We start from the raw sequence: 16,998 nt of genomic DNA, 5'->3' as shown, positions 1-16,998 counted from the left end.
GGTTMARTTCATGTTGATTACGGCAAGAAACTGGCTGAGTTTGCGATTGCACAAGCTCAAGCTCGTTCTAAGTCAGCGCAAAAAGTAGAAAAAAGAAAAAGCTCTGGGGTGGCTGTTTTACCCGGTAAGTTAACCGATTGTGAGTCAAGTGATGTCACTCGTACCGAAGTGTTCCTTGTTGAGGGAGACTCTGCTGGTGGATCAGCGAAAAAAGGACGTGATAAGGAGTTCCAAGCCGTCCTGCCTTTACGAGGTAAGGTACTTAATGCATGGGAGGTGGATAAGGATCGTCTATTTGCTAATAATGAAATTCATGATATTTCGGTGGCGATTGGTGTAGATCCTCATGGCCCTAATGATAATCCAGATTTATCAGGGTTGCGTTATCGCCGTATTTGCATTTTATCGGATGCGGATGTGGATGGCTCGCATATTCAGGTATTGTTATTGACGTTATTTTATCGTCATTTTCCCAAACTCGTAGAAAATGGTTTTGTCTATGTCGCACAGCCACCATTATTTAGAGTGGATGTCTCGGCTCAAGGTAAACGACCTGCACGCAAATTTTATTGTTTGGATGCTGAAGAATTGGCGAGTATTCAAGATAAATTAATTAATACTGAAAATATTCGTGAGTCTGCGCTAACAGTGAGTCGTTTCAAAGGGCTAGGTGAAATGAGTGCAGAACAATTAAGAGAAACCACTTTAAATCCAGATACGCGACGTTTATTACGAGTGGGCTTTGGTCAATTAGATCAGGAACAAACGCTAGCTATGTTTGATATGTTAATGGGTAAAAATGAATCTAACCAACGTCGTTCTTGGATAGAAGAAAAAGGTAACTTAGCAGATTTGGATGTGTGATGAGCGAACAAAATAATTTATTTACAGTAGAAGAAAATGGTGAGCCAAGTCTTACTTTAGGATTGTACGCTGAAAAAGCTTATCTAGATTATGCTGTTTCAGTAGTAAAAGGGCGTGCTTTACCTGAAGTAGGTGACGGTCAAAAACCTGTGCAACGTCGTATTTTATATGCTATGGATAAGATGGGCTTACGCTCTGGTGCCAAGCATGTGAAGTCTGCGCGCGTAGTAGGTGATGTATTGGGTAAATACCATCCACATGGTGACCAAGCCGCTTATGAAGCAATGGTCCGTATGGCTCAGGACTTTACGCTTCGCTATCCATTAATTGATGGTCAAGGTAACTTTGGTTCTCGCGATGGCGATAGTGCTGCGGCAATGCGCTATACCGAAGCTCGTTTAACGCCAATTGCTAGTCTTTTGCTAGATGAGTTAGATGAGGGGACAGTTTCGTTTATTCCTAATTATGACGGTAGTGAACAAGAGCCTCAAATGTTGCCTGCACGGCTACCGATGATGCTATTAAATGGTGCGTCAGGGATTGCTGTTGGGATGGCGACTGAAATTCCCTCACATAACCTTAATGAAATCGCCAGTGCTTGTATTGCTTTATTGAAAAAGCCACAAATTAGTGATGAAGAACTTTATCAATTGGTTCCCGGCCCAGATTTTAGTGGTGGGGCACAAATTATTTCTTCCCCAGAGCTGATTCAGCAAATTTATGCAACAGGTCGTGGTTCACTAAAAATGCGTGCTCGTTTTGAGTTTGAGGAATTAGCAAGAGGGCAATGGCAATTAGTGGTGAATGAATTACCGCCTAATACATCAGCCCAAAAAGTGTTGTTAGAGATTGAAGAAATTACGAATCCAAAAGTTAAGGCAGGTAAGAAAACCCTAACTCAGGAGCAACAACAAGCTAAAGCAGCAATGTTAGCTTTGCTTGATAGTCAAAAAGATGAGTCAGGAATGGAAGCGGATGTACGTTTAGTATTTGAGCCAAAGTCGTCCCGTGTTGACCGCCATGAGTTTGTAAATGCGTTGTTGGCTAGTACCAGTATGGAATGTAGCGTTCCAATTAATCTGGTTTGTATCGGTATTGATGGTAGACCAAAACAGCGCTCATTAAGAGAAATTCTAGTGGAATGGTTGTCATTTAGAACCGACACAATGACTCGTCGATCACAACATCGTTTAGATAAAATTATGGCTAGAATCCATATCTTAGAAGGACGTCAAATTGTTTATCTTAATGTAGATGAAGTGATTCAGACTATTCGTGAGTCAGATGAACCAAAGCTAGCATTAATGCAACGTTTTCAGTTATCTGAGTTACAGGCTGAAGATATTTTAGAAATGCGCTTGCGTCAATTAGCCAAGTTAGAAGGCTTTAAAATTGAGCAGGAGCTTGATGAAAAACGTCAAGAACAAGCTAAATTAGAAGATTTATTGGAAAATCCTTCTTCGCTAAAACGTTTAATGATTAAAGAAATTGAACAAGATGCGAAAAAATTTGGCGATGAGCGTCGTACCATTATTGAGGTGGCAGAGCGTGCTGCTGTGGAAAATAAGGTTGTGGATGAGCCAGTTACTGTGATTGTGTCTGAAAAAGGCTGGTTGCGTGCACGCCATGGTCATGGTCATGATATGTCAGCAGTTGGTTTTAAATCGGGTGATAAATATTATGCTTCCTATGAGTGCCGTAGCGTGGATACGCTAATTGGTATTGGTTCAAACGGTCGTGTGTATTCAGTACCAGTTTCTCATCTTCCTTCTGGACGAGGAGATGGTCAGCCTATTACTGCTATGATTGATTTAGAAAGCGGTACTCATATAGCTCATATTATTGCTGGCACAGAAAATAGTCGTTGGTTACTGTGTCAAGATAATGGTCTAGGTTTTAGTGCTCGTATCAGTGATATGAGTACTCGTCAAAAAGCAGGTAAAGCATTTATTAATTTAGAAGATAAAGCTAAGATATTAAGACCTGTGCTATTGCCCGATAATACTCAATATATTGGTATGTTGACAAAAACTAATCGTTTCTTAATGATTGATGTCAATGAAGTGAAAGCCTTAAGTGGTGGCGGGCGTGGTACTATTTTGATGACGTTTGATGCCAAAGATACATTTGCCCAAATTCTGGCTGTGACTGAACAAGGTATTATGGCAACTGGCGTTTATCGGAACAAGGATGTTGAGGATTTAATTGCCTTGGGCGATTTGCAGGAATTTGTGGGTAAACGTGCTCGCAAAGGTAAGGCATTAAATTTGCGCATTAAACAAGCAACATTATTGCCATTATAATAATGATACGGTTGTCAAAGAAAGCTTGACCACAGATTAATTATTGAAAACTAATGGCTCAGTTTGTCTGAGGGTGCTGCTATTCCAGCACCTTTAGACTGTTTATTTGGAGTGTAATCACCATCATGACTTATAAAATTACTATTGAATCTACTCAGCATACATTTACGGCGAAGGAGGGGCAAACTATCTTAGATGCCGCACTTGAGCACGATATTGTATTGCCTTATAGCTGTCGTACAGGCTCTTGTACCAGTTGCAAGGGTAAGGTAGTTTCTGGTGATTATGAGCCGGGAATTGGGACTGAGCGTCTTATTTCAGAAGAAGAGCGTGCACAAGGGATGTGTTTATTTTGTGAGACTAAACCTGAATCGGATTTAGTCATTCAAGCACGTGAAGTACGTATGTCTTCAGATATTCAAGTAAAAAAGATTCCTGTGCGTGTAAGTGAAATGGAAAAACTCTCTGACGATGTAATGCTGCTTAAATTACAAACACCAGCTTCAGATGTGTTTCGCTATGAAGCAGGACAATATGTAGAATTTATTTTAAAAGATGGCAGTCGTCGGGCATATTCTTTAGCGACAAGACCCCAAGAAGGAGCCGCTTTAGAATTACATATTCGTCATATGCCGGGCGGTCTTTTTACCGATCATGTATTTGGTGCTAGTACAGCGATGAAAGTACGAGAGATTTTGCGATTAGAAGGACCGTTAGGATCATTCTTTTTGCGCAAAAACTCTGAAAAACCTATTGTATTGTTGGCGAGTGGTACTGGATTTGCCCCACTAAAAGCGATAATGGAAGAGGTTATTGCAGTAGGTATTACGCGTCCTATCGTGCTATATTGGGGAGGTCGTCGTCCTACTGATATTTATATGATGGACTTGTGCCGTTCATGGGAAGCGTTATTGCCGAACTTTACATTCATTCCTGTTGTTTCTGATGCCTTACCAGAAGATAATTGGACGGGGCGTACAGGCTTTGTACATGTGGCTGTCTTAGAAGATATTCCTGATTTAACTGACTATCAAGTTTATGCGTGTGGTGCGCCAATTGTGATTTCGAGCGCAAGAGACGCTTATGCCGCAGCGGGTTTGCCTGCTGAAGAATTCTTTGCTGACTCATTTACATCGGCAGCCGATATTGCTAAGTTACAAGGATAATTATTATAAAACTCGTGCGGATGGATAACGTTATCCATCCGTAGTTTTGGCAATAGAAAAGAACTCGCATTTTGGGCAATATATTGAGATGATTTTCTTTTTTTCTTATTAGTAAATAAGATACTTGTAAATTCCCAAAAAGGGAATTAAAATAATTTCAATAGTTTAGAGTGATTATGCGAGTGATAGCCAAGCGTACTTTAGTCCATTTTTGGGGACTGTATAAAGATGCTCAACGTCCGCTGGAAGCGTGGCATGATATTGTTTTAAAGGTTGATTGGAAATCACCACAAGATGTGAAGGCTACTTTTGCGAATGCGAGTATCTGTAGACACAATCGAGTAGTTTTTAATATAGCGGGTAATAAGTATCGATTAGTCGTAGAAATTGCTTATCAGATTGGTGTGGTTTGGGTTAAATTTATCGGTACTCATAAGGACTATAACGAAATTAATGTAGAGGAAATCAATGAATATTAAGCCAATTCGTAATGATGATGATTTAACTCTTGCATTTATGGCGCTTGAAAAAGTTTTTCAAGCAGATAATGGTACACCAGAAGCAGATGAAAGAGATATTTTATTAGCGCTCATTGAGTCTTATGAGTCAAAGCATTATGTGATTGCTCATGCCAATCCTATAGACGCCATTAAGTTTAAAATGGAACAAGAGAATCTAACACGTGATGATTTAGCACCGTATCTAGGAGCCAAAAGTAAAATTTCAGAAGTTTTGAATGGAAAGCGCCCCTTAAGTTTAACGATGATTAAAAACTTACATCACGGCTTACAGATTCCTTACGAGAGTTTAATTGCATAAAAGCTGCATACCGAAAACTAACTTCTAGCTGGTGGTCAGATAGTCTGTAATCTCTTAACTGTAATTTTGACGTGCAGTTTTTTGTCTTGATTAAGGGTGGACAACGTTATCCGTCCGTAGTTTTGTCAATAGAAATCGGATGGTATTTTCTCTGAAAATAATTGGGTTGATTTAAAAACTCAACTATTTATAAGGAGAAATTTATATGTTTTTATTGCCTAATCGCTTAAAAAATGTCTTTGCTATGATTGTTTTCCCCGTAATGGTAGGTTGTACGACACAAGCAGACTGGTTACTTAAAAAAAGGCAATACCTGATTGGGAGTTTAGTCCTCGCTCGGTTAATCAATATTCGTTTGCATGGCAAATGCAGGGAGATGAAGCACTGCTTCCTATGCAAGTGTTTAGTACACAGGATGAAGTATGGGTTGAGCTTTGGCCTACGCAAACAGTGCCAGCCATATTAAGTATAGATCCTAAGACGCAGCAACAAACCGTGCAAAATGTCTATCGCAATTATCCTTATGTAGTGGTTAAGGGACACTTTGCACAATTATTATTAAAGAGAGGAGATAAGGAGGTATTTTTGTGGCACAAGCCTTAGTTTTTATCTATTATGGCTAATTCGCTTATAATAAACGGTTATCTTATTTTTCCTTTCTCTTAAATAACGATGAAAACAGCAGAAATTCGCTCAAAGTTTTTAAACTTTTTCCAATCTAAAGATCATACGATTGTTAAATCATCTTCATTAATTCCAGCTAATGATCCTACGCTATTGTTTACCAACTCTGGTATGGTTCAATTCAAAGATGTTTTTACTGGCAAAGATACTCGCCCATATAAACGTGCCACAACAGCGCAGCGTTCGTTGCGAGCGGGTGGTAAGCACAATGACTTAGAAAATGTGGGTTATACAGCACGTCACCATACGTTCTTTGAGATGTTAGGTAACTTTAGTTTTGGTGATTATTTCAAAGAGAGTGCAATTAGTTATGCATGGGAGTTATTGACGACTGTATATATGTTGCCGAAAGAGAAGCTTTGGGTCACTGTGTACTTTGAAGATGACGAAGCGTACAACATTTGGAAAGATAAGATTGGCGTGCCTGCCGAAAGAATTATTCGTATTGGTGACAATAAAGGCGCACGTTATGCATCAGACAATTTCTGGCAAATGGCTGATACTGGTCCTTGTGGTCCTTGTTCTGAAATTTTCTATGATCATGGTCCAGATGTCTGGGGAGGCCCTCCAGGATCACCTGAAGAGGATGGCGATCGTTATATTGAGATTTGGAACTTAGTATTTATGCAATTTGAACGAGACAAAGAGGGTGTATTGCATCCATTGCCTCATCCTTGTGTAGATACCGGCATGGGGTTAGAGCGTATCGCGGCTGTTTTACAGCATGTTCATTCTAACTATGAGATTGATTTATTCCAAAATCTTATTAAAGCAGCTGCACGTGAGACAAACACGAGTGATTTAAGTAATAACTCACTAAAAGTCATCGCAGACCATACCCGTGCATGTAGTTTTATGATAGTGGATGGTGTGATTCCCGGTAATGAAGGACGTGGTTATGTGTTGCGCCGTATTATTCGTCGCGCTTTACGTCATGGTTATCAGTTAGGGCAGACAAAGCCTTTCTTTAATAAATTAGTAGCTGATCTTGTTGTTCAAATGGGTGAAGCTTATCCGGAATTGGCTGAGCAACAAGAGCGTGTCGTTGCCGTTCTTAAGCTAGAAGAAGAACGCTTCCAAGCTACGCTAGAAAAGGGTATGAAAATCCTAGAAGAAAACTTAGAGGGTTTGAAAAAAGGTGGTGTACTTGACGGTAAAACAGTCTTTACTTTGTACGATACTTATGGTTTCCCATTTGACTTAACGGCTGATATTTGTCGTGAACGTGGAGTTGAAGTGGATGAGAAAGGATTTGAAGCGGCAATGGAACACCAACGTGAAACAGCACGTGCAAGTGGTAAGTTTAAAACGCATCAATCCTTAAGTTACTCAGGTCAGCATACAGATTTCCAAGGATATGTTAGCTTAGAAACAGAATCAAAAATTTTAGCTATCTATGTAGAAGGGGTATCTGTTGCAGAAGCAGCCGAAGGTCAAGAGGTTGTGTTAGTCCTTGATCAGACACCATTCTATGCTGAATCAGGTGGTCAAGTGGGTGATGCTGGTGCGTTAACTGGCTATGGTAATGCTGTTGAGGTACACGATACACAAAAGATTACAGCTAATGTTTTTGGTCACTACGGTACAGTAACTTTAGGTCAAATCAAAGTAGGTGATAAGGTACAAGCTCATGTGAATGTACAACGTCGCCAAAGTATTACACGTAACCACTCAGCAACTCACTTGATGCATAAAGCATTACGTCAAGTATTAGGTGGTCATGTTCAACAAAAAGGCTCATTGGTTGATGCCGAAAAAACACGTTTTGACTTTTCTCATGATGCTCCTGTGACTCCAGCGCAAATTGCTGAAGTTGAGGCAATTGTGAATGCTGAAGTATTAGCCAATACAGAGGTTCATGCACAAATGATGTCGTTTGATGATGCTGTTGCTGGTGGAGCGATGGCATTGTTTGGTGAGAAGTATGGCGATGAAGTTCGTGTATTAGATATTGGTTTCTCTCGTGAGCTTTGTGGTGGTGTACATGTTAAACGTACTGGTGATATTGGCCTATTTAAGATAGTATCAGAGGGAGGTATTGCCTCTGGTATTCGTCGTGTAGAGGCGGTAACTGGATTGAATGCATTACAGTGGGTTCATCAACTTAACGATAGTGTAAACAAAACGGCTGCTTTATTGAAAGCTCCTCCAGCTGATCTATATGAACGTAGTAAACTGGCACAAGAACAAACACGTCAATTAGAAAAAGAGCTAGAGCATACCAAAGAAAAATTAGCGGTAGCATTAGCGAGTGATTTGGCTTCTCAAGCTAAAGATATCAAAGGCACTAAAGTATTAGTGACTAGCTTGAAAGATGCCGATACTAAATTCTTACGTGATATCGTTCCTCAGTTGAAAGACCGTTTGCAATCAGGCATTGTGGTATTAGCAGCTGAGGTTGATGGTAAGGCTAGTGTAGCTGTTGGCGTAACTAATGATAAAACAGCCCAAGTTAAAGCGGGAGAGTTAGTTGCCTTTATCTCTGAAAAATTAGGGGGCAAAGGCGGCGGTCGTCCAGATATGGCAATGGGTGGTGGTGTCCAGTTAGATGCACTGCCTGATGCATTAGCAGCTGTTCCTGCATGGATTGATGCTAAGCTTTAAATGGTATAGGTGTAGAAGATGAGCGATTTTCCTCAGGAAGATTTAGCCATTGATGCAACAGGATTGGTTTGTCCTTTGCCGTTATTGCGAACTAAAAAAGCCTTACAAGGTTTAGAAAGTTCGCAGGTGTTAAAAGTTGCCACGACAGATAAAAGTGCGGTTAGCGACTTTAAAGCATTTGCAAAACAAACTGGGCACGAGATCTTGTTGCAAGTATTGATTGATGATAAAACCACTTGGCACTTTATTAAAAAGCGCTAAGTGCATTGTTGTAAAATAGCGTGTTTTTTATATTTCTTTACGCTAAGTATTGATTTATTTAGTAAAAACTTATAAAATTATACGTTTATTGAATTATTTAACTAACTTTTTAAAGAGGAATAACCCCCATGGTGGTGATTCGTTTAGCCCGTGGTGGCTCTAAAAAACGTCCATTTTATAATATCGTAGCAGCTGATTCACGCAATCGTCGTGACGGTCGCTTTATTGAGCGTGTTGGTTTTTACAACCCAGTAGGTAGTGAGTCAGCAGAAAATTTACGTATTGCTGTTGATCGTGTTGAATACTGGAAATCAAACGGTGCTCAGGTTTCTGATGCAGTTGCTCGTTTATTAAAAGAATTCAAACCAGCTTAATTTATTGGGTTTGTGTTTGTATAAACTGCTCTTGTCAGTTTAGTAATGGCGGCCGGTGGCAATTGATGTGCTAGCGGTCGTTTTTCTTGTGACTTAACATAGCGAAAAAAGAGTACCCATGAGTGAGCAAATACCAGATGATTTAGTTGAAGTCGGTAGAATTAGTGATGCCTATGGTGTTCAAGGTATGATTAAAGTCATTCCTTTTTCTGAACAAGAGACGATTCTATTAGATGTAGATACATGGTGGCTGATGCGTGCAGATCTTAAGGGTAAGCCTTTGGAGTCTATGCGTAATGCTAATCTTGTACGTAGTCGTGCACAAGGTAGTTCTGTCGTGGCACGTTTGCGAGGAATCGCAGATAGAGATCAAGCTCAAGCACTAAAAGGTACAACGGTTTATATTTCGCGTGCTGATTTTCCTAGTACCGATGATGATGAATTTTATTGGGTAGACTTAATCGGTTGTAGTGTATATAGTTTGCAGACAGATCCAGCTGGGTTAATTGGTGTGGTAACCGAAGTCTCTGATAATGGTGCTCATGGTGTTTTACATGTACAACGTCAGCAACAAATATTAGGGCAACAGTATGAGCCTATGCTTAATGCCAAAGGTAAACCCATTGAAGTATTAATTCCCTTTGTTAAACAAACTGTTCCTGAGGTAGATTTGGCTAAGCGTACTATTTTTGCCGATTGGCCTGTTGATTTTTAAGAGGCTAGGGTGAGAGTTGATATCATCACCTTGTTCCCTGAAATGTTCAAGACAGTAACAGATTTAGGGGTAACGGGAAGGGCGCATCAAAAGGGTCTTTGGCAATTAAAGACATGGAATCCTCGTGATTTTACACATGATGTTCATCATACTGTAGATGATAGACCTTATGGTGGTGGTCCGGGCATGGTGATGCTGGCTGAACCTTTGCAAAAAACGCTAGAAGCAATAAAACATGATTTATCAGCTCAAGGTCTTAATCATCCCGTGTATTTACTAAGTCCTGTTGGTGCAGTATTCAAACAAAGCCAAGCACAGGTTATGATGAACTCAAGTGGGTTTATTTTAATCTGTGGACGTTACGAAGGAATTGATCAGCGCTTTATTGATACTTGTGTTGATGCTCAGTTATCACTTGGTGATTTTGTGCTTTCAGGTGGTGAAATTGCCGCATTAGCAGTGGTAGATAGTATTGTGAGATTGCTACCGGGTGTCTTAAATACGCATGAGTCTGCTTTGCAAGACTCTTTTCATGAGTCACAGTCAGGCTTGTTAGATAGTCCTCACTATACACGACCTGAGATTTATCAACAAATACCTGTGCCAGAGGTATTGTTGTCAGGGCATCATAAAAAAATAGCTCAATGGCGAAGAGAACAATCACTTGCTTTAACTATAAAATATCGACCTGATTTGATTGAAAAAGCCAAGGCTAACCACCAATTAACAAAACAAGATTTAGATTTCTTAACAGTTCTTGAAAAAAGCTAATAGTTTATTTTAGGAAAAACTTGATAAATAACTCGTTTTAGTTCAAACTATCACCACTATGGATACAAAAGTACTTTTCGTTTGCATGGGTAATATTTGTCGCTCACCGAGTGCAGTGGGCGTTTTGCGTCATTTAGTCCAAGAGGCTGGGTTGCAAAATAGCATTCAAATAGACTCAGCAGGAACACATGATTATCACATTGGTGAAGCTCCCGACGGCAGAGCTCAGTTTGTGACGCGCAAGCACGGCTATGATATTAGCGATATTCGTGCACGCCAGATTACGCTCCAAGATATTAAAGAATATGACCTTATTCTCGCTATGGATTGGGAGTGTTTGTCATATCTTCAACAGTTAGCGCCTCGTCAAGAGCATCATAAATTAATGCTATTGATGCGTTACGCGAATGACTATGAAGAGGCGACAGTGCCAGATCCATTTTATGGTGGTGTTGATGGCTTCTTTAAAATGTTGGATTATTTAGAGGATGCTTGCCAAGGGATGTTTGAAGTCTTGAGTAAGCGCGTGACTCAATATCAAATAGCATAAGGCTAGTCTTATACTATTGTTGATATTCCTCCTAGCACATTAACTCTCTTAAGAAAGAGGTAAAGACTGTCGTAAAAAGTCTTTATATTTCAATCATATTGCATTTTTGCATAAATCCCTAGTAATTTACTCGGATTTTTGTTATACTTGAGTAAATTACTTGGTTATGCAAGGAAAATGCTATGAGATTAACTACAAAAGGTCGTTTTGCGGTCACGGCAATGATTGATTTAGGTTTGCGTCATCATGCGGGCCCAGTTACATTAGCGGCTATTAGCCAGCGTCAAAATATTTCTCTCTCATATCTCGAACAGTTGTTTGGTAAACTTCGCCGTCACGAGCTTGTAGAAAGCGTGCGTGGCCCGGGTGGTGGTTATACCTTAGCAAAGTATGCGCGTGATATCACTATTGCGGATATTATTTTTGCGGTAGATGAGCCACTAGATGCCACTGCATGTGGTAATAAAACACCCTGTACAACAGGTAGAGATGGTAGAGAGAGTGGTCATTGTATGACACACGATCTTTGGAGTAACTTAAATCGTCGTATGGTCGATTATTTGGATTCAGTCACTTTGCAAGAACTTGTTGACCAACAAAGAATGCGTCAAGTCCAACATAATAACGAGACTAATCCCGTGCATATTCAACGCAAGACAGACGCGTTAAGTTCAGTATTAATGTAGAAGTTTGGAGTTTTTGACATGACAACTCAACCTATTTATTTAGATTATTCAGCGACCACACCTGTTGATCCTCAGGTCGTTGATGCAATGGTACCATGGTTATTCGAAAAATTTGGTAACCCAGCGTCACGTAGCCATGCCTTTGGATGGGAAGCAGAAGAGGCAGTAGAAAATGCAAGAGCACAAGTGGCTGACCTTGTGAATGCTGACCCACGTGAAATTGTGTGGACATCAGGCGCAACAGAATCAAATAACTTGGCTCTTAAGGGAGCAGCTCATTTTTATCCAAGAAAAGGGTAAGCATTTAATCACGGTTCGTACAGAGCATAAAGCCGTATTGGACACTATGCGTGAGTTAGAGCGTCAAGGTTTTGAAGTAACTTATCTTGATGTGCAAGAAAATGGTCTATTAGATTTAGATGTTCTTAAAGCAGCGATTCGTCCAGATACAATATTAGTATCAGTGATGATGGTAAATAATGAAATTGGTGTGATTCAGGATATTGAAGCGATTGGTAATATCACACGTGAAAAAGGCATTCTTTTCCATTGTGATGCGGCTCAAGCAACAGGCAAAGTAGATATTGATCTAAGCAAATTAAAAGTAGATTTAATGTCTTTTTCTGCGCATAAAACATATGGTCCAAAAGGTATCGGTGCACTTTATATCCGCCGCAAACCTCGTGTACGTATTGAGGCACAAATGCATGGTGGTGGTCATGAGCGTGGCTTCCGTTCAGGTACCTTACCAACTCACCAGATTGTAGGAATGGGCAAGGCCTTTGCTTTAGCAAAAGCGACCATGCACGAAGAAAATGTTCGTATTAAGGCATTACGTGACCGTTTATTGGCTGGCCTTACAGAAATTGATGAAACATATGTAAATGGTGATATTGAGCACCGTGTGCCACATAATCTAAATATTAGTTTTAATTATGTGGAAGGTGAATCATTAATCATGGCAATTAAAGAATTAGCTGTCTCTAGTGGTTCAGCCTGTACGTCAGCGAGTTTAGAGCCTTCTTATGTGCTTCGTGCGTTAGGACGTAATGATGAGTTAGCACATAGCTCAATTCGTTTTACCATTGGTCGTTTTACGACAGAAGAAGAAATTGATTTTGCTGTTGAGTTAATTAAAGCACGTGTAGGTAAGTTGCGGGATATGTCGCCATTATGGGAAATGGCACAAGCAGGTATCGACCTAAATAGCGTTCAATGGGCAGCACACTAATTACGTATTTATAAAGGAATTCAATCATGGCATATAGTGATAAAGTATTGGATCATTACGAAAATCCTCGTAACGTTGGTTCATTTGAAAATGATGAAACTGTTGGCACAGGTATGGTTGGTGCACCTGCCTGTGGTGACGTGATGAAATTACAAATTAAAGTTAATGATAACGGAGTTATTGAAGACGCACGTTTTAAAACCTATGGCTGTGGCTCTGCTATTGCCTCTAGTTCATTAGTGACTGAATGGGTAAAAGGTAAGACATTGGATCAAGCATTAGAGATTCGTAACTCTCAAATTGCTGAAGAGTTAGCATTACCTCCTGTAAAAATTCACTGTTCTATTCTTGCAGAAGATGCAATTAAAGCCGCTGTAGCGGATTATAAAAACAAAAAGGCATAATTGGACATTATTATGGCAGTTACATTAACCGAAAAAGCTGCACAGCATATTCAACGCAATATCACTAAGCGTGGCAAAGGCTTGGGTTTGCGAGTTGGTGTACGTACCTCAGGTTGTTCAGGTATGGCATATAAACTTGAATATGTTGATGAAGCTGATCAGCACGATATTGTATATGAAAGCTTTGGCGTCAAAGTCTATGTTGATCCAAAGAGCTTACCGTATATTGACGGTACTCAGCTGGACTTTGTGCGAGAGGGGTTAAATGAAGGATTTAAATTCGCTAACCCTAAAGAAAAAGCCAGCTGCGGTTGTGGTGAGTCTTTCTCTGTTTAAACACTAAGGATTCTTGTCGTGGATACGTATTTTAGTTTGTTAGGTTTACCAGCTAATTTTGCATTAGACTTAACGCAATTAGAACAAGCATGGCGACAAGCCTCTGCCAGAGTACACCCTGACCGTTTTGCTACAGCTAGTGCAGCAGAAAAAAGGGTGGCTATGCAATGGGCATCGCGCATCAATCAGGCATATGATACCTTAAAGAATCCCGTTAAACGGGCTGCTTATTTGTGTGAGTTAGCGGATTATACGGTAGATGCAGAGAATAATACTCGCATGGATTCAGCTTTTTTAATCAAGCAAATGCAATGGCGTGAGCAGTTAGATGAAGTGAGGGGTAAACCTGAACAGATGCTAGTGTTGTTGAATGCTATTGAACAGGAAGCACAGACGCTAGAGGGATGTTTAACGGAGCTGTTAGATCATAAAAAAGATTTTGCGTTAGCCGCAGAAAAAGTCCGTCAGCTGATGTTTGTCGCTAAAATACAGAACGAAATTAAATCATTACTTGCTTAGTACACTGTGCTAAGTAATAAGACCTAAAACGATAAAGAATTTATGGCACTTTTGCAAATTTCAGAACCAGGCGCATCACCCGCACCACATCAACGTAAAGTGGCGATTGGGATTGACCTTGGTACAACACATTCTTTGGTAGCAACTGTACGTAGCAGTATTGCCGAAATTATTAAAGATGAAGAGGGCAAGGCATTACTTCCCTCGGCAGTTAGATACCTTAAAGATGGTACTGTCCATATTGGATTACCTGCTGTGCGTGCACAAAACCGTGATCCTTACAATACCTTGCTATCTATCAAACGCTTGATGGGACGCTCTTATGAGGAAGCGGTTGCATTAAATGTTCCCTATCGATTAGAAAAAAATGCAGGTAGCGTAGCTATCAAAACTACTCAAGGGGACGTGAGTCCTGTAGAAGTTTCTGCTCAAATTTTAGCGAAATTACGCCAACGTGCTGAAGATGCTTTAGGTCAAGATATTAATGGTGCCGTGATTACCGTGCCAGCTTATTTTGATGATGCACAACGCCAAGCGACAAGAGATGCGGCACGTTTAGCTGGTCTAAATGTTTTACGATTATTAAATGAGCCAACAGCAGCGGCTATTGCGTATGGCTTAGATAATGCTGCTGAGGGTGTTTATGCGGTATATGATTTAGGTGGTGGTACATTTGATATTTCAATTTTGAAATTAAGCAAAGGTGTATTTGAAGTTATTGCAACTGGAGGCGATACACAACTTGGTGGTGATGACTTTGATGAATTAATCGTTAATGATGTGATGAAGCATCATGATACTAGCCATTTAAGTATCCAAGATAAGCGCTTATTATTGTCAATTGCCAAAACTGTGCGTGAGCGCTTAAGTACACAGCCTAAAGCCTATTTCCAAGTAACCTTGTCAGATGGTTTACATTTGGATTTAAATTATCCAAGAACTCATTTCGATAATATTGCTACTGACTTAGTGAATCGCACGCTAGAGCGAGCAAAACAAGCGTTAAAAGATGCACAACTGAAACCGACAGACATTAAAGGTGTGGTTATGGTCGGTGGTGCAACACGGATGCCGATTGTACAACAGCGTGTCCAAGAGTTCTTTGCGACTAAACCATTGACTAATCTTGATCCTGAACAAGTAGTGGCATTGGGTGCAGCACTACAAGCAAATAAACTAGTGGGTAACCAAAGTAGTGATGAAGATTGGCTATTATTAGATGTTACTCCCTTGTCTTTAGGCATTGAAACAATGGGAGGGCTAGTTGAACGGATTATTGATCGTAATAGTACGATTCCAGTTTCTAGAGCGCAAGAATTTACAACGTTCAAAGATGGACAAACTGCCATGAGCATTCATGTGTTGCAGGGAGAGCGTGAGTTAGTCGATGCAAACCGTTCTTTGGCAAGATTTGAGTTACGTGGCATTCCTCCCATGGTAGCTGGTGCGGCAAGAATTAGAGTAACATTCCAAGTAGATGCCGATGGTTTACTTAGTGTCACGGCAAGAGAAATGAGCACGGGTGTAGAAGCATCTATTACCGTTAAACCTAGCTACGGTTTAAGCGATGATGCCATTGCACAGATGCTAGCAGAGGGTATGCAACAATCAGATTACGATGCTCAACAGCGAATGCTTCGTGAAGAACAAGTCAATGCACAACAGTTGATTGAGTCAGTACAATCTGCATTGGCAGCGGATAAAGATTTATTAAACCCTCAAGAATTGGCTGATATCGAACAAGGTTTAGCCGAATTGAAAACGATAGCACAGTCACAAGACGTAAATCTTATCCGTAGTAAAGTGGCGGCATTTTCTCATCAAACAGACGAGTTTGCCGCACGACGTATGGATAGAAGTATACGCCTAGCCCTTGCAGGTAAAACAGTGGATCAGATATAAAAAAGGAAAATCCCTTTCCTATATGTAAAAGTAGAAAGGGAATTCTTGAATAGAGATAAAGAGAGAAAAATGCCAAAAATTACCGTATTACCTCAAGAAACATTAGCACCAGAAGGTAAAGTGATTGAAAACGTCAAACAAGGTGAGCCAATTATCCGGGCCTTATTGGATAATGGCATTGAGATAGAGCATGCTTGTGAAATGTCATGCGCCTGTACAACTTGTCATGTGGTCGTCAAAGAGGGCTTTGACTCACTGGAAGAAGCTACAGATGATGAAGAAGATCTATTAGATAAAGCATGGGGACTCAAGCCCACTTCACGCCTATCTTGCCAAGCCCTAATGGCAGACGAAGATGTGGTAATTGAAATCCCTAAATATACAATTAATCACGCCAAAGAGAATCACTAAGTATTAAAACAAGACTAGTGGTCTGGTAAGCACTGTACTTCTATGATTAGAGGTCGGTATTCATATATCAGCTAGCGAAGCTGGACAGTGCGAGAAACTATTTCCCCTTGAAACCTCCCCCTAATACCTAAATCAACGTTCATTGATTTAGGTATTTTTTTATGCTCATCGATGACAAAATAGTTACATTGTAAGCGTCCGGTGAACTCCGATTGACTTCCGTTTTTAAACGTTCAATGCCCCGATTTTGTCGGGGCATTGTGTTAATTCTTGGTGTCGTTTGGCGCTTGCCAACGATGAGGCAGAAGCTCAGCAATGTCCTTCGCTTTCTGTGTCGGCAATCGTTCCAACACATCCTTAAGGTAAGCATAAGGGTCATGGCCATTGAGCTKAGCTGA

The 16,998-nt window shown here is 40.3% G+C and carries 19 protein-coding genes and 1 pseudogene; 19 read left to right on the top strand and 1 reads right to left on the bottom strand.

Annotated elements, in window-relative coordinates; genetic code table 11:
* The 19 genes and pseudogenes from V757_RS16240 to fdx all read left to right on the top strand — a co-directional run.
* Positions 1-864: toprim domain-containing protein (locus tag V757_RS16240; RefSeq protein ID WP_023948948.1), on the top strand; the 864-nt coding region annotated here is incomplete at its 5' end.
* Positions 864-3,167, top strand: a complete 2,304-nt coding sequence (parC, locus tag V757_RS16235) for a DNA topoisomerase IV subunit A (protein ID WP_023948946.1) — start codon at positions 864-866, stop codon at positions 3,165-3,167. The genes V757_RS16240 and parC, both read left to right, overlap by 1 nt.
* Positions 3,168-3,292: 125 nt before the next feature.
* Positions 3,293-4,333 (top strand): CDP-6-deoxy-delta-3,4-glucoseen reductase, encoded by a 1,041-nt coding sequence (locus V757_RS16230; RefSeq protein WP_023948944.1) that lies wholly within the window; start codon positions 3,293-3,295, stop codon positions 4,331-4,333.
* A gap of 176 nt (positions 4,334-4,509) precedes the next feature.
* On the top strand, positions 4,510-4,812 hold the full coding sequence (locus tag V757_RS16225; RefSeq protein WP_023948942.1) for a type II toxin-antitoxin system HigB family toxin: 303 nt from the start codon (positions 4,510-4,512) through the stop codon (positions 4,810-4,812).
* Positions 4,802-5,152, top strand: coding sequence for a helix-turn-helix domain-containing protein (locus V757_RS0113000; protein ID WP_031273980.1), 351 nt, complete (start codon positions 4,802-4,804; stop codon positions 5,150-5,152). The genes V757_RS16225 and V757_RS0113000 overlap by 11 nt, the downstream gene beginning before the upstream one ends.
* Positions 5,153-5,461: 309 nt before the next feature.
* A complete protein-coding gene (locus V757_RS16220; protein ID WP_261796388.1) occupies positions 5,462-5,755 on the top strand; it encodes a TrbG/VirB9 family P-type conjugative transfer protein in 294 nt (97 codons plus the stop codon).
* A 69-nt stretch (positions 5,756-5,824) separates the two neighbouring features.
* Positions 5,825-8,440 carry an alanine--tRNA ligase gene (gene alaS, locus V757_RS16215; RefSeq protein WP_023948938.1) on the top strand — a complete coding sequence of 872 codons (2,616 nt, stop codon included), beginning with the start codon at positions 5,825-5,827 and terminating at the stop codon, positions 8,438-8,440.
* Between the two features lie 18 nt (positions 8,441-8,458).
* On the top strand, positions 8,459-8,701 hold the full coding sequence (locus V757_RS16210; protein WP_023948936.1) for a sulfurtransferase TusA family protein: 243 nt from the start codon (positions 8,459-8,461) through the stop codon (positions 8,699-8,701).
* 128 nt (positions 8,702-8,829) lie between these two features.
* Positions 8,830-9,075 carry a 30S ribosomal protein S16 gene (rpsP, locus tag V757_RS16205; RefSeq protein ID WP_023948934.1) on the top strand — a complete coding sequence of 82 codons (246 nt, stop codon included), beginning with the start codon at positions 8,830-8,832 and terminating at the stop codon, positions 9,073-9,075.
* A 118-nt stretch (positions 9,076-9,193) separates the two neighbouring features.
* Entirely contained in the window at positions 9,194-9,790 is a 597-nt protein-coding gene (gene rimM, locus V757_RS16200; protein ID WP_023948932.1) for a ribosome maturation factor RimM, read from the top strand.
* Between the two features lie 9 nt (positions 9,791-9,799).
* Positions 9,800-10,561, top strand: coding sequence for a tRNA (guanosine(37)-N1)-methyltransferase TrmD (trmD, locus tag V757_RS16195; protein ID WP_023948930.1), 762 nt, complete (start codon positions 9,800-9,802; stop codon positions 10,559-10,561).
* Positions 10,562-10,619: 58 nt separating this feature from the next.
* Positions 10,620-11,111: a low molecular weight protein-tyrosine-phosphatase gene (locus V757_RS16190; protein WP_031273978.1), complete on the top strand. Its 492-nt coding sequence runs from the start codon at positions 10,620-10,622 to the stop codon at positions 11,109-11,111.
* A 182-nt stretch (positions 11,112-11,293) separates the two neighbouring features.
* Positions 11,294-11,797, top strand: a complete 504-nt coding sequence (locus V757_RS16185; protein WP_023948926.1) for a Fe-S cluster assembly transcription factor — start codon at positions 11,294-11,296, stop codon at positions 11,795-11,797.
* Positions 11,798-11,815: 18 nt separating this feature from the next.
* A pseudogene (locus V757_RS16180) lies at positions 11,816-13,028 on the top strand (IscS subfamily cysteine desulfurase).
* Positions 13,029-13,054: 26 nt separating this feature from the next.
* On the top strand, positions 13,055-13,432 hold the full coding sequence (gene iscU, locus V757_RS16175; RefSeq protein WP_023948923.1) for a Fe-S cluster assembly scaffold IscU: 378 nt from the start codon (positions 13,055-13,057) through the stop codon (positions 13,430-13,432).
* 12 nt (positions 13,433-13,444) lie between these two features.
* Complete coding sequence (gene iscA, locus V757_RS16170; RefSeq protein WP_023948921.1) at positions 13,445-13,768, top strand: iron-sulfur cluster assembly protein IscA; 324 nt, start codon at positions 13,445-13,447, stop codon at positions 13,766-13,768.
* A 9-nt stretch (positions 13,769-13,777) separates the two neighbouring features.
* On the top strand, positions 13,778-14,287 hold the full coding sequence (hscB, locus tag V757_RS16165) for a Fe-S protein assembly co-chaperone HscB (protein ID WP_031273973.1): 510 nt from the start codon (positions 13,778-13,780) through the stop codon (positions 14,285-14,287).
* Positions 14,288-14,329: 42 nt separating this feature from the next.
* On the top strand, positions 14,330-16,189 hold the full coding sequence (hscA, locus tag V757_RS16160; RefSeq protein ID WP_023948917.1) for a Fe-S protein assembly chaperone HscA: 1,860 nt from the start codon (positions 14,330-14,332) through the stop codon (positions 16,187-16,189).
* A 69-nt stretch (positions 16,190-16,258) separates the two neighbouring features.
* Positions 16,259-16,600, top strand: coding sequence for an ISC system 2Fe-2S type ferredoxin (gene fdx, locus V757_RS16155; RefSeq protein WP_023948915.1), 342 nt, complete (start codon positions 16,259-16,261; stop codon positions 16,598-16,600).
* A 263-nt stretch (positions 16,601-16,863) separates the two neighbouring features.
* Here the strand turns inward: fdx and V757_RS27775 are convergent.
* Positions 16,864-16,998 (bottom strand): IS66 family transposase (locus V757_RS27775; protein ID WP_023948913.1); only part of this gene is annotated, 135 nt, incomplete at its 5' end.

This window comes from Pelistega indica (assembly GCF_000506865.1).
In the GTDB taxonomy this organism is placed as follows: domain Bacteria; phylum Pseudomonadota; class Gammaproteobacteria; order Burkholderiales; family Burkholderiaceae_B; genus Taylorella; species Taylorella indica.
This window is presented reverse-complemented; position numbering and strand designations above follow the sequence as displayed.